This is a genomic window from Mycobacterium montefiorense (assembly GCF_025823255.1).
In the GTDB taxonomy this organism is placed as follows: Bacteria; Actinomycetota; Actinomycetes; order Mycobacteriales; family Mycobacteriaceae; genus Mycobacterium; species Mycobacterium montefiorense.
The window spans coordinates 272,100-285,626 of the sequence record NZ_JACKVL010000013.1; the positions used below are offsets into that span (position 1 = coordinate 272,100).

Below are 13,527 nucleotides of genomic sequence, written 5' to 3' on the forward strand. Positions count from 1 at the left end.
GCGCTGGGCCGGCCGTCAGCGGTAGGGATTGGGTACGCGCCCGGAACTGACCGCCGTCAGCTGCGGCAGGGTCGCGAAAGTCACCGCCGGCAAACGCAGCTCCGCTCCGCTTTTCAGCTTGGCCCGCCCCCACGAACCCCGGTGGAAGCGCAGTCCGTCGATGTCGTCCCAGCCCACCGTCTGGCTCCCCAGCAGGTTTCGCACCGTCACACCCTTGTCGTCGGCAACCGTGCGCAGCCGGATGATCAAAGCCGACAACAGCACCGGGAGTGCGAGCAGCGGCGTCGATAACGGCCACGCCAGCACCGGAATCAGCAAGCCAAGAGCCAAAAATCCCACGGCGAGGTGCGCGATCGGTGAGATCTTGATCACTACGGGCGCGGGTGTCGGTGCGGTAGAACCAGAAGCCACCCGAGCATCATTTCATCCTGGTTTGCATCACGATTACGCGCCGAGGCCGGCGCGGAGGATATTGGTCAACGCCGCAGCGGATTTGACGGTTGAGCAGTGCGAAGGCTACCGTCGAACGTTATGAATACCACCGGAAAGCCCGGGATGCTCGTAGTAATTAGTCGGCGCGTTGGCGGCTGACTAGCTCCTTGCAGCATGTGAAGCTATCCGGCACCAACGCGCAACCCTCGATCAGCGGCAGCTGACGGGGGTTTTTTCTTGCGTATCAACGAAACTTCCACAGCCAGATCAGGACTAAGAGGACAATCACCAGAGTGAGCGCACCCACCAGGTCACAGACACCCGAGTCGCAGAATGGCGACGACTGGGCGCCGAATGCCGCCGAAGCCGCCGCAAAAGTCCCGCCCAAGCAATCCAGACACGTTGCACCGCATCAACTTACCGGCGCTCAGTCGGTAATCCGATCGTTGGAGGAACTCGACGTCGAGGTCATCTTCGGGATCCCGGGCGGCGCGGTGCTGCCGGTCTACGACCCGCTGTTCGACTCGAAAAAGCTGCGGCACGTGCTGGTTCGTCACGAACAGGGCGCAGGCCACGCGGCCAGCGGCTACGCACACGTCACCGGCAAGGTCGGCGTCATGATGGCCACCTCGGGTCCCGGAGCCACCAATCTGGTGACCCCACTGGCAGATGCGCAGATGGACTCGATTCCCGTGGTCGCCGTCACCGGCCAGGTGGGGCGGTCGCTGATCGGGACCGATGCCTTCCAAGAGGCTGACATCTCGGGCATCACCATGCCGATCACCAAGCACAACTTCCTCGTTCGCAACGGCGACGACATTCCCCGGGTGCTGGCCGAGGCTTTCCACATCGCCTCGTCGGGGCGTCCCGGCGCGGTGCTGGTCGACATCCCCAAGGATGTGCTGCAGGGTCAGTGCACGTTCAGCTGGCCGCCGGGGATGGACCTGCCCGGCTACAAGCCGAACCTCAAGCCGCATAACCGGCAGATCCGCGAGGCCGCCAAGCTGATTGCGCGTGCGCGCAAACCAGTGCTTTACGTCGGTGGCGGCGTCATCCGTGGCGAGGCGACCGAGCAGCTGCGGGATTTGGCTGAGCTGACCGGGATCCCGGTGGTCACGACGCTGATGGCACGGGGCGCGTTCCCGGACAGCCACCGGCAGAACCTGGGCATGCCGGGCATGCACGGCACCGTTGCCGCGGTGGCGGCGCTGCAGCGCAGTGATCTGCTGATCGCGCTGGGCACCCGTTTCGACGACCGGGTGACCGGACAGCTCGATTCCTTTGCGCCCGAAGCCAAGGTCATCCACGCCGATATCGACCCGGCCGAGATCGGCAAGAACCGGGTGGCCGATGTGCCGATCGTCGGCGACGTCAAAGCCGTCATCACCGACCTCATCGCGATGCTGCGTCAGTACGAAACACCGGGCAAGATCGACACGACGGCCTGGTGGAAATATCTGGACGAGGTTCAGTCGACCTATCCGCTGAGCTACGGCCCGCAGAGCGACGGCAGCCTGAGCCCGGAGTATGTGATCGAGCAGCTCGGCAAGATCGCTGGGCCCGATGCCGTCTACGTCGCCGGCGTGGGTCAGCACCAGATGTGGGCTGCACAGTTCATCTCGTACGAGAATCCACGCACCTGGCTTAACTCGGGCGGGCTGGGCACCATGGGGTTTGCCATCCCGGCGGCCATGGGCGCCAAGGTCGCTCGCCCCGAGGCGGAGGTCTGGGCGATCGATGGCGATGGCTGCTTCCAGATGACCAACCAGGAGTTGGCCACCTGCGCGATCGAGGGTGTGCCGATCAAGGTGGCGCTGATCAACAACGGCAACCTGGGCATGGTGCGGCAATGGCAGAGCTTGTTCTACGAGGAGCGTTACTCGCAGACCGATCTGGCCACGCATTCCCACCGTATCCCGGACTTCGTGAAGCTGGCCGAGGCGCTGGGCTGTGTCGGAATACGTTGCGAGCGTGAAGAAGACGTCATCGACGTGATCAATCAGGCGCGCGCGATCAACGACCGCCCGGTCGTGATCGATTTCATCGTCGGCGCCGATGCGCAGGTGTGGCCGATGGTGGCCGCCGGAACAAGCAATGACGAGATTCAGCATGCCCGCGGAATTCGTCCGTTGTTCGACGACGAAACCGAAGGACATGCCTGATGTACGCGAAGACGCACACGCTTTCAGTGTTGGTCGAGGACAAGCCGGGTGTGCTTGCGCGCATCGCGGCGCTGTTCTCGCGGCGCGGCTTCAACATCGAGTCGCTAGCGGTGGGTGCCACCGAGCAAAAGGACATGTCGCGGATGACAATCGTCGTTTCCGCCGAGGAAACTCCGCTCGAACAGGTCACCAAGCAGCTCAACAAGTTGATCAATGTCATTAAGATTGTCGAGCAGGACGAGGACAACTCGGTGGCTCGCGAGTTGGCCTTGGTCAAGGTGCGGGCCGATGCCGGTACCCGCGCTCAGGTAATCGAAGCGGCAAACCTGTTCCGCGCCAAGGTCGTCGACGTTTCCCTGGATTCGCTGACCGTCGAGGCGACGGGTACTCGTGGCAAGCTTGAGGCGCTGCTGCGAGTGCTGGAACCGTTCGGTATCCGCGAAATCGTCCAATCGGGAGTCGTATCGCTGTCCCGCGGGCCGCGTGGTATCGGCACCGCCAAGTAGTGTTGCGTACTCGCAAAATTACAACCAGAAAGAGAGATTCACCGTGCCTGAGGCATTAGAGATGTTCTACGACGACGACGCAGACCTGTCGATAATTCAGGGCCGCAAGGTCGGCGTCATCGGCTACGGCAGTCAAGGGCACGCGCACTCGCTGAGCCTGCGCGACTCCGGCGTCGAGGTTCGGGTCGGCTTGAAGGAGGGTTCGAAGTCGCGAGCCAAGGTCTCCGAGCAGGGCCTGACCGTCGACACGCCTGCCGAGGTGGCCGAGTGGGCCGATGTGATCATGTTGCTGGCGCCCGACACCGCCCAGGCCGAAATTTTCAAGAACGACATCGAGCCGAACCTCAACGAGGGTGACGCGCTGTTCTTCGGTCACGGCCTCAACATCCACTTCGACTTGATCAAGCCGCCCGGCAACGTCACGATCGCGATGGTCGCCCCGAAGGGGCCCGGGCACCTGGTGCGCCGGCAGTTCGTCGACGGCAAGGGCGTTCCCGCGCTGATCGCCGTCGACCAGGACCCGACTGGCAAGGGCGAGGCGCTCGCGCTGTCTTACGCCAAGGCCATCGGCGGTACCCGGGCCGGCGTCATCAAGACCACCTTCAAGGACGAGACCGAAACCGACTTGTTCGGTGAGCAGGCCGTGTTGTGTGGTGGCACAGAGGAATTGGTGAAGGTCGGCTTCGACGTGATGGTCGAGGCGGGCTACCCGCCGGAGATGGCCTACTTCGAGGTGCTGCACGAGCTCAAGCTGATCGTCGACCTGATGTATGAGGGTGGCATCGCCCGGATGAACTACTCGGTGTCCGACACCGCGGAGTTCGGCGGGTACCTGTCGGGCCCGCGGGTCATCGATGCCGGCACCAAGGACCGGATGCGGGAGATCCTGCGCGACATCCAAAACGGCGACTTCACCAAGAAGTTGGTCGCCAACGTCGAGGGTGGCAACAAGCAGCTCGAGGCGTTGCGCAAGGAGAACGCCGAGCACCCGATCGAGGTCACCGGCAAGAAGCTGCGCGACCTGATGAGCTGGGTGGACCGCCCGATCACCGAGACGGCCTAGCCGTTCTCGTCGAGATTGACGTTAGCGCGCCAACTTTCGGCGTGTCGTCGCGCTAACGTCGATCTCGGCGATAGCCGCGGCGGGCAAGCGCCTGGGAGACCTGCACAACGATGTCCTGCGGGCGGTGTTCGGCGACGACGCGAATCACCACCCAGCCCAGCTCCTGCATCGCCGCGATCCGGTTAATGTCCCTGACGAACTGGCGCCGGTCGGCCCGGTGTTGGTCGCCGTCGTATTCCACGGCGACCAAGTGGTCCTCCCAACCCATATCGAGCAGACCCACAAGTTGCCAACCGCGGTGCACCGGTATCTGTGTGGTCGGCTTCGGCAACCCGGCGTCCAGCAGAAGTAGACGCAGCCAGCTTTCTTTCGGTGATGCTGCGCCGCCATCGACCAACGGCAGCACATCATTGAGCTGCCGTAGGCCACGGGCGCCCCGGTATCTCTTCGCAAGGATCGAAACGTCCTCGACAGAGAACCGGGTGGCGCGTGCGTGTGCATCGAGTCGTGCCAGCGCCTGACCTCGCGGCAGGTGTCGGCCGAGATCGAAGGCGGTACGCGCCGGTGTGGTCACCGGAAGCGTGATCGAGCGACGCCTGACCTGGGTGACCTCGTCGGCGCGCAACGTCTCATTGCGAACGATCAATCCACTTTGTGGCCGGGCGCTTTTCGCGACCAGCTCCACGGGCGTCCCCGCGTCGACCCACTGGGCCCCGTGCAGTGCCGACGCCGCAACACCGGCTACCACCGCTCGCTTGCGCGACCACAGCCAGGCGCCGACTGTGTAGTCGTCAATCGTTGGGTCGCACCATTGCGGCAGGTACACGCCGCGGAAGATCGGTCGGTGCTGACGCCGTAGCTGATGCTCGGTGAGCGCAGCGGCCGCAACCGCTTCGCTACCAACGAACACGTCCGTCATGCGTCGATCGTGGACGCGGCCACCGACAGGTCCGCCGAGATCGACATGAGCGCGACGAGGTGCGGCGTGTCGTCACGCTTACGTCAATGTCGCGACCGCAGGCTACGACGAGAGGCGGTCGGCGACCGTCACCACGCGGCGCGCCAGGTGTTCCAGTGCGGTGCCGGTGATGTCGCCGATGTCCTCGATGTTGTCGTGTGTGGTGACCAGGCTGGCGCCGTAAGGGTTGCCGTCGACGAACTTGGACGGATCGGTGTATCCCGGCGGAACAATGATGCCGCCGAAGTGAATCAGCGTGAGGTAGAGCGAGACGAGCGTGGTTTCCTGGCCGCCGTGCGCGGTGTTCGACGACGTGAACCCGGCGTACACCTTGTCGGCCAGCTTGCCCTCGGCCCACAGCCCGCCCAGCGAGTCCAGGAAGCTGCGCAACTGCGACGCCGGCGAGCCGAACCGGGTGGGCGAGCCGAAGATCACGGCATCGGCCCACGCGATGTCGTCGCCGCTGGCCACGGGAAGGTCCTTGGTGGCGTTGTAGTTCGCCGTCCAGGCCGGGTTCTGCGCAAACGATTCCGGGTCGCGCGTCTCGGTGACGGGGCGCACCCGGACCTCGGCGCCGGCGGCCTGCGCCGCCGCGGCGACACGGTTAGCCATCGTGGTGCCATGGCCGGTCGCCGAGTAGTAGATGATCGCGAGTTTGGTCACGCGGTTAGCTTAAGCCCGGGTAGCTGGCCCCAAAAAGGGAAGCGTGGCGATGCCGAATTCATGGCGCAACAGGCTGCGCGCGGCGAAGTAACCGGCCATGCCGTGCACGCCACCGCCGGGCGGGGTGGCCGCCGAACACAGATACGCCTTGGGAATCGGTGTGCGCCAAGGGTCGAGCCGCGGTGTGGGTCCGGCGATCGCGCGCCACGCGGAATTTCCGCCCATCCCGATGTCACCGCCGACGTAGTTGGCGTTGTGGTCGGTCATGTGTGCGGCGGGCACGGCGCGGGCGGCGACCACAACGTCACGAAAGCCCGGTGCGAACCGCTCGATGGTCGCGGTGACGGCCTCGGTCGCATCCAGCGTGGAACCCGACGGGACGTGGGCGTATGTCCAGAACGGACGGCGACCCTGGCCGTCGATCCGAGCGGGATCGGCGACGTGCGGCGCGGCGGCCAGCACCATTGGCCACTGCGCATGGCGGCCGGCTGCGATCTCTTTTTCGGCGAGCGCCATCTGCTGCCGGCTGCCGCCGAGATGCAGGGTGGGTGCTTGGCGCAGGCGCGGGTCCGACCATGGAATCTCGTCGCCCAGCACGAAATCGACCTTGGCGACTCCGGGGCCAAATCGATAGCGGCGCAATGCTTTAGCATAGCGATCTGGCAGGGCGTCACCGTATATCCGCAACAGCGCGGTCGGCGCCGTGTCGAATGCGACGACACCGTTTGGCGGCTCGGTGATTTCGACGCCGGCGATGACCTCACCGCCGTGTGCGCGCAGGTCGGCGAGCAGCGCGTCGGTGATCGCCTGGCTGCCGCCGACCGGGATAGGCCAGCCGACCGCGTGCGCCAACACCGCCAGCAGCAACCCGGCCCCGGCCGCCGTCAGGGACGGCATTCGCGAAAGCACATGGGCGGCAACGCCGGTGAACAGGGCGCGACCGTCGTATCCGTTTAGCAAGCCGGCCAACGATCCCCACGCCGGCGTGCCCTGCCCCAGCATCCGCGCCCCAAGCCGCAGTGCGGTAGGCAGCGAGCCAGGCACCGACCGCTTATCGCCGAGCAGCAATTCCACGACGGCATGCCAGTCGGTCACCAGCGGGCCCAGCAGCCGCCGCCAGGAGGCGCCGTCGGACAGTTCGGCGCAGGTGCGTTCGAGGTCGCGGTAGGCGATCGCCGCCGGCCGGCCAGTTAGCGGATTGCCGTAGGCGATGTCCGGTACCGCCAGCCGCACGCCGCGCGCGGGCAGGTCGAACTCGGCGAAAAACGGCGACGCAAGCGCCAGTGGGTGAACCGCCGAGCAGATGTCGTGTTCGACTCCGGGAAATTCTGGGTCGGCCGCGGTGCGCGCACCGCCGCCCAGGGTCGGCTGCGCCTCGACGACCTGCACTTTGAGTCCGGCGCGGGCGCAGATGACGGCCGTGGAAAGCCCGTTGGGTCCGCTGCCGACGACGGTGAGGTCCATCGGACAATTACAGCCGAGACGGTGGCCTATAACCTGGTCGGGTGAACTTGCCTGTTGTGTTAATCGCCGACAAACTCGCTCAATCAACTGTTGCCGCCCTCGGTGACCAGGTCGAGGTGCGCTGGGTAGATGGTCCGGACCGGGAGAAGCTGCTGGCAGCGGTGCCCGAGGCCGACGCGCTGCTGGTGCGTTCGGCTACCACCGTCGATGCGGAGGTACTGGCGGCGGCTCCCAAGCTCAAGATCGTCGCGCGCGCCGGGGTCGGGCTGGACAACGTCGATGTGGACGCCGCCACCGAACGTGGTGTCCTGGTGGTCAACGCCCCGACGTCGAACATCCACAGCGCTGCCGAGCATGCGATCGCGCTGATGCTGGCCGCGTCGCGCCAGATTGCGGCGGCCGACGCCACGCTGCGCGAACACACCTGGAAGCGGTCGTCGTTCTCGGGCACCGAGCTTTTCGACAAGACCGTCGGCATCGTGGGGCTGGGCCGAATCGGCCAACTCGTCGCGGCGCGAATCGCGGCATTCGGAACCCACATCATCGCGTATGACCCCTATGTCTCACCGGCGCGCGCCGCGCAGCTCGGCATCGAATTGCTGCCCCTCGAGGAACTGCTGACCCGCGCCGACTTCATCTCGGTGCATCTGCCGAAGACGTCCGAGACTGCCGGCCTGATCGACAAGGAGGCGCTGGCCAAGACCAAGCCCGGCGTCATCATCGTCAATGCCGCCCGCGGCGGCCTGGTGGACGAGGCGGCGCTGGCCGAAGCGATCAGCAGCGGCCATGTGCGTGGCGCTGGGCTCGACGTGTTCTCGACCGAGCCGTGCACCGACAGCCCGCTCTTCGAGCTGCCGCAAGTAGTGGTGACGCCGCACCTGGGGGCGTCCACTGCCGAGGCGCAGGATCGCGCCGGCACCGACGTCGCCGAGAGCGTACGGCTGGCGCTGGCAGGGGAGTTCGTGCCGGATGCGGTCAACGTCGGCGGCGGCGTCGTCAACGAGGAGGTGGCGCCGTGGCTGGACCTGGCGCGCAAACTCGGCGTGCTGGCCGCTGCTCTGTCCGATGGTCTGCCCGCGTCGTTGTCGGTACAGGTGCGCGGCGAGCTGGCAGCAGAAGACGTTGAGGTGCTCAAGCTTTCGGCTCTGCGCGGGCTGTTCTCGGCGATCATCGAGGACCCGGTCACTTTCGTGAACGCGCCGGCGCTGGCTGCCGAACGCGGCGTGACCGCCGAAATCAGCACGGCCACCGAGAGTCCCAATCACCGCAGCCTGCTGGACGTGCGGGCAGTCGCGCACGACGGCTCGAGCGTCAACGTCGCCGGCACGCTGTCGGGTCCGCAGTTGGTCGAGAAGATCGTTCAGATCAACGGCCGCAACTTCGACCTGCGCGCCCAGGGCAGGAATCTGGTGGTCAACTACATTGACCAGCCCGGTGCGCTGGGCAAAATCGGCACCCTGCTGGGCGCGGCCGGGGTGAATATCCAAGCCGCACAGCTCTCCGAGGACGCCGAGGGTCCGAGCGCGACGATTCTGCTGCGCCTCGACCAAGACGTACCGGACGATGTGCGGACGGCGATCTCGCTTGCGGTCGGCTCCAACAAGCTCGAAGTGGTTGACCTGTCATGAAATTGGCGATCATCGGCGGTGACGGGATCGGGCCCGAAGTAGTCACCGAGGCAGTCAGAATCCTGGATGCGGTCTCCCCGGGCGTGCAGAAGACCGAATACGATCTGGGCGCGCGGCGTTTCCACGCCACCGGTGAATTGCTGCCGGAGGCGGTGGTCGCCGAGCTGCGGGAGCACGACGCGATCCTGCTCGGGGCGATCGGTGATCCCTCGGTGCCCAGCGGCGTGCTGGAGCGAGGTCTGTTGTTGCGCCTGCGCTTTGAGCTCGACCATCACGTCAATTTGCGGCCGGCCCGACTGTACAAAGGGGTGAGCAGTCCGCTCGCCGGAAATCCCGACATCGATTTCGTGGTGGTGCGGGAGGGGACCGAAGGTCCCTACACCGGCAACGGTGGCGCGATCCGGGTGGGAACTGTCCACGAGGTGGCCACCGAGGTCAGCGTCAATACCGCGTTCGGGGTGCGGCGAGTGGTGGCCGACGCGTTTGAGCGAGCCCGGCAGCGTCGCAAGCACCTGACCCTGGTGCACAAGAACAACGTGCTGACGTTCGCCGGGAAACTGTGGTCGCGAGTCTTCGCCGAGGTCGGTGCGCAATATCCCGACGTCGAGGTGGCCTATCAACACGTCGACGCCGCCACCATCTTCCTGGTCAACGACCCCGGACGATTCGACGTGATCGTCACCGACAATCTGTTCGGCGACATCATCACTGACCTGGCCGCGGCGGTGTCCGGCGGAATTGGCTTGGCCGCCAGTGGAAATATCGACGCTACCCGGACCAATCCGTCGATGTTCGAGCCGGTGCACGGCAGCGCACCCGACATCGCCGGCAAGGGCATCGCCGATCCGACCGCGGCCATCATTTCGGTGGGGATGCTGCTCGCCCATCTGGGTGAGTCCGAGGCGGCTACCCGGGTGGACCGGGCTGTCGAGGCGTATCTGGCCTCTCGCGGGGACGAACGGCTTTCCACCACCGAAGTCGGCGAACGGATTGCAGCCGGGCTGTAGCTTCCAGACCCGGTGGCAGCAGCTTGGCCGGCACGAACGGGATCGCCGCCAGCGGGAACAGCCCGCACAATGCCCACGCCGGCGGATATTTCGCGGCGGTGATCAACGCACCGAACAACGGCGGTCCGGCGGCCGCCATCACTCGCTGAGCGGTGTTCTGGATGCCCAGTGCGCGTCCGCTCCAATACGGTCCGGCGACCTCGGTGATGGCCGTGGCCTGAAGTCCGTTGTCCAGTACCGCGATCACCGAGATAGCAGCCATCAGCGGCGCCTGATACTGCGAGTCAAGATGGTCGGCCCACGCGAGTAAGAAGAGGGACGCAGCGGCGCAGGCCGCGATGATGCGAACAGGCCGCATGCGCGAGCCGATTCGGTCGGACCAGCGGCCGACTGCGACGCGCCCGAGCGCGCCGAGCAATTGGGAGAGGGTGACCAGACTGCCCGCTGCCGCCACCGACCAGTGCAGATTCTTGATCAGCCACACCAGCATGAATGTCACGGTTACAGTCTGCGGCATCATCATCAGGCCCGATGTCGTGTGAATTCGCCACAGCGCCAGCGAGCTTCGGTAAGGACTGGCCAGTTCTTGATCGCTCGCCTTCTCCCGGGATTTCCGCGGCGGGTCAACGATCCCCACCGCGCTTGCCGCCGCCCCCAACGTGCAGACCACCGCCGGGAACAGCAGCCCCGCGGTCGGCCCATGCTCCGCAATCTCGGGAATTACCAAGGCGCCCAACGCGATTCCGAGGGGTTGCGCGGTCTGGCGGATACCCATGGTCAGGCCGCGCTGGTGCGGTGGAAACCAGGCCGAAACCAGCCGGCCGCCGGCGGCGTTGCAACCCGCGGCGGCCATGCCTCCCAGAAACAGATACACGCCGACCGACAACATGGAATGCACCGAGGCCGCCCCGTATGCCGCCGCCGCGGTGAGCGCCGAGCCCAGCGTCAGCACGACTCGCTCGCCGACGCGATCGAGCAGATAGCCCCAGAGGACCAGGGTTACGACCATGCCCCAGCTGGGCATCGACGACAACAGGGCGGCTTCGTCGAGCGGGATCCCGCGTGCGGCTTGCAATGAGGGGATCAGGAACGCAATGCCGTTGATGAAAAGGAACGAACCGGCCGTGGCCACCAGGGAAACGGCCAAGACCGACCAGCGTGCGCCGGTGCTCAGTTGGCCCGTAACCTCCGGGTCCGTGGGCATTCGCTCATGCTTGCACACGCCTGCGCGAATTGTCGGTAGCTCGCTGGACAGGCTGCCAGCGCCCGGCTGCCGCCGGGCTCGCGACCTTCACTAGGCTCGACGAAATGCGCCTTGGTCGAATCGCCAGCCCGGACGGTGTCTCCTTTGTCAGCATTGAGGGACCCCTGCAGGACCCGAACGCGATGATTGCCCGTGAGATCGCCGAGCACCCGTTCGGCACGCCGACCTTCACCGGTCGCTCGTGGCCGGTCGCCGACGTCCGGCTGTTGGCCCCGATGCTGGCCGGCAAGGTGGTCTGCATCGGCAAGAACTACAGCGACCACATCGCCGAGATGGCAAGCTTCGGAACGGGGCCGGTCGCAGCGGATCCCATCATCTTCCTCAAACCCAACACCGCCATTATCGGCCCGAACGTGCCGATTCGGTTGCCCGCCAACGCATCACCCGTGCATTTCGAGGGTGAGCTGGCGGCGGTGATCGGCCGCCCCTGCAAGGACGTCTCCGCCGCCCAGGCCGCCGATAACATCCTGGGATACACCATCGCCAACGACGTGTCGGCGCGCGATCAACAAAAGGCCGACGGCCAGTGGACTCGCGCCAAGGGGCACGACACCTTCTGCCCGGTCGGACCGTGGGTCGTCACCGATACCGACCCGGCCGACATCGCATTGCGCACCGAGGTCAACGGTCAAGTCAAACAAGACAGCCGCACCTCGCTGATGATCCACGACGTAGCCGCCATCGTGGAATGGATCTCGGCGGTGATGACGTTGCTGCCGGGCGACCTGATCCTCACCGGGACGCCGGCCGGTGTGGGCCCCATCGAGGATGGCGACACCGTCTCCATCTCGATCGAGGGCATTGGCACCCTGTCCAATCCCGTGGTCCGCAAAGGAAAGTCGTGACCGCACCAGGTGCCGTTCGGGTCCGCTTCTGCCCATCGCCCACCGGCACCCCGCACGTCGGGATGGTTCGCACCGCCCTGTTCAACTGGGCTTACGCGCGGCACACCGGCGGCACCTTCGTCTTTCGCATCGAGGACACCGACGCCGAGCGCGACAGCGAGGAAAGCTATCTGGCCCTACTCGACGCGTTGCGCTGGCTCGGGCTGGATTGGGACGAGGGGCCCGAGATCGGCGGACCCCACGGCCCGTACCGGCAGTCGCAGCGTAGCGAGATCTACCGAGAGGTGGTGGACAAGCTGCTCGCCGCGGGTGAGGCCTACTACGCGTTTTCGACGCCGGAGGAGGTGGAGGCCCGCCACGTCGCCGCCGGCCGCAATCCCAAATTGGGCTACGACAACTACGACCGCGAGCTGACCGAGGAGCAGCGCGCGGCGTTCCTGGCGCAGGGCCGTAAGCCGGTAGTGCGGTTGCGGATGCCCGACGAAGAGCTCGCCTGGGATGACCTGGTGCGCGGGAGGACTACCTTCGCGGCGGGCTCGGTGCCCGATTTCGCGCTGACCCGCGCCAGCGGAGATCCCTTGTATACCTTGGTCAACCCGTGCGACGACGCGCTGATGAAGATCACCCACGTGCTGCGCGGCGAGGACCTGCTGCCCTCGACGCCACGTCAGCTGGCGTTGTACCAGGCGTTGATCCGGATCGAGGTGGCCGAGCGTATTCCGGAATTCGCTCACCTGCCAACGGTATTGGGGGAGGGCACCAAGAAGCTGTCCAAGCGAGACCCGCAGTCCAATTTGTTCGCCCACCGCGACCGGGGCTTCATCCCCGAGGGGCTGCTGAATTACCTTGCGTTGCTGGGCTGGGCGATCGCCGACGATCACGATCTATTCAGTCTCGACGAAATGGTGGCCGCGTTCGACGTGGTCGACGTCAACTCCAATCCGGCCCGATTCGATCAGAAGAAGGCCGACGCTCTCAACGCCGAACACATCCGGATGCTCGACGTGCACGATTTCACCGATCGGCTGCGCGACTACTTCAACGTGCATGGTTATCGCTTGGGGGTTCAGGACGCGGCTTTCGCCATCGCCGCCGAGCTGGTGCAGACCCGCATCGTGGTGCTCGGCGATGCCTGGGAGCTGCTGAAGTTCCTCAACGATGACGAATACGTGATCGATCCCAAGGCCGCCGCCAAGGAGCTCGGTCCCGACGGGGCGGGGGTGCTGGACGCCGCCCTGACGGCGCTGGACGGCGTGACGGACTGGACCGTGGCCCAGATCGAGGAGGCGCTCAAAGCCGCACTGATCGACGGTCTGGCGCTCAAACCACGCAAAGCCTTTGGGCCGATCCGGGTGGCCGCGACCGGGACGACAATCAGCCCGCCGCTGTTCGAGTCTCTCGAGCTGCTCGGCCGCGACCGCAGTGTGGGGCGGTTGCGGGCTGCGCGCGACGGGGCGGTCTAAATCTTTGGTAATCTGCACAGCGGTTTGCAAAGGCCGACGACGGCTGGCAGCGGCGGTCTTCGAGGTTGGTAA

Annotated in this window: 12 protein-coding genes; 7 read left to right on the top strand and 5 right to left on the bottom strand. The window is 65.7% G+C overall.

What is annotated here, in order from left to right; all coding sequences use genetic code 11:
- Positions 1-15: 15 nt before the first annotated feature.
- Positions 16-372 (bottom strand): PH domain-containing protein, encoded by a 357-nt coding sequence (locus H7K34_RS14705; protein WP_264063557.1) that lies wholly within the window; start codon positions 370-372, stop codon positions 16-18.
- A gap of 353 nt (positions 373-725) precedes the next feature.
- On the opposite strand from H7K34_RS14705, the gene H7K34_RS14710 reads away from it, so the two are divergent.
- The 3 genes from H7K34_RS14710 to ilvC all read left to right on the top strand — a co-directional run bounded on the left by H7K34_RS14710 (position 726) and on the right by ilvC (position 4,163).
- Complete coding sequence (locus tag H7K34_RS14710) at positions 726-2,594, top strand: acetolactate synthase large subunit (protein ID WP_264062728.1); 1,869 nt, start codon at positions 726-728, stop codon at positions 2,592-2,594.
- Positions 2,594-3,100 carry an acetolactate synthase small subunit gene (gene ilvN, locus H7K34_RS14715; protein WP_108920677.1) on the top strand — a complete coding sequence of 169 codons (507 nt, stop codon included), beginning with the start codon at positions 2,594-2,596 and terminating at the stop codon, positions 3,098-3,100. Before H7K34_RS14710 ends, ilvN begins: the two co-directional genes overlap by 1 nt.
- A 61-nt stretch (positions 3,101-3,161) precedes the next feature.
- Positions 3,162-4,163 (top strand): ketol-acid reductoisomerase, encoded by a 1,002-nt coding sequence (gene ilvC, locus H7K34_RS14720; protein ID WP_264063559.1) that lies wholly within the window; start codon positions 3,162-3,164, stop codon positions 4,161-4,163.
- A gap of 52 nt (positions 4,164-4,215) precedes the next feature.
- Here ilvC and H7K34_RS14725 read toward each other — a convergent pair whose 3' ends face one another.
- The 3 genes from H7K34_RS14725 to H7K34_RS14735 all read right to left on the bottom strand — a co-directional run bounded on the left by H7K34_RS14725 (position 4,216) and on the right by H7K34_RS14735 (position 7,248).
- A complete protein-coding gene (locus H7K34_RS14725) occupies positions 4,216-5,082 on the bottom strand; it encodes a hypothetical protein (RefSeq protein WP_264062730.1) in 867 nt (288 codons plus the stop codon).
- A gap of 102 nt (positions 5,083-5,184) precedes the next feature.
- Complete coding sequence (gene wrbA / locus H7K34_RS14730) at positions 5,185-5,784, bottom strand: NAD(P)H:quinone oxidoreductase (protein WP_264062731.1); 600 nt, start codon at positions 5,782-5,784, stop codon at positions 5,185-5,187.
- 9 nt (positions 5,785-5,793) lie between these two features.
- Positions 5,794-7,248 (bottom strand): phytoene desaturase family protein, encoded by a 1,455-nt coding sequence (locus tag H7K34_RS14735; RefSeq protein WP_264062732.1) that lies wholly within the window; start codon positions 7,246-7,248, stop codon positions 5,794-5,796.
- A 41-nt stretch (positions 7,249-7,289) separates the two neighbouring features.
- Here H7K34_RS14735 and serA point away from each other — a divergent pair, with 41 nt between their 5' ends.
- Positions 7,290-8,876: a phosphoglycerate dehydrogenase gene (gene serA, locus H7K34_RS14740; RefSeq protein WP_264062733.1), complete on the top strand. Its 1,587-nt coding sequence runs from the start codon at positions 7,290-7,292 to the stop codon at positions 8,874-8,876.
- Positions 8,873-9,883 carry a 3-isopropylmalate dehydrogenase gene (locus H7K34_RS14745; RefSeq protein ID WP_264062734.1) on the top strand — a complete coding sequence of 337 codons (1,011 nt, stop codon included), beginning with the start codon at positions 8,873-8,875 and terminating at the stop codon, positions 9,881-9,883. Before serA ends, H7K34_RS14745 begins: the two co-directional genes overlap by 4 nt.
- Here H7K34_RS14745 and H7K34_RS14750 read toward each other — a convergent pair.
- Positions 9,783-11,087: an MFS transporter gene (locus H7K34_RS14750; RefSeq protein ID WP_264062736.1), complete on the bottom strand. Its 1,305-nt coding sequence runs from the start codon at positions 11,085-11,087 to the stop codon at positions 9,783-9,785. The genes H7K34_RS14745 and H7K34_RS14750 overlap by 101 nt on opposite strands.
- 104 nt (positions 11,088-11,191) lie before the next feature.
- On the opposite strand from H7K34_RS14750, the gene H7K34_RS14755 reads away from it, so the two are divergent.
- On the top strand, positions 11,192-11,992 hold the full coding sequence (locus tag H7K34_RS14755) for a fumarylacetoacetate hydrolase family protein (protein WP_264062737.1): 801 nt from the start codon (positions 11,192-11,194) through the stop codon (positions 11,990-11,992).
- The gene (gene gltX / locus H7K34_RS14760) at positions 11,989-13,455 is read left to right on the top strand and encodes a glutamate--tRNA ligase (RefSeq protein WP_264062738.1); all 1,467 of its coding nucleotides are present in this window, start codon (positions 11,989-11,991) and stop codon (positions 13,453-13,455) included. The genes H7K34_RS14755 and gltX overlap by 4 nt, the downstream gene beginning before the upstream one ends.
- The last annotated feature ends 72 nt before the right edge of the window (positions 13,456-13,527 follow it).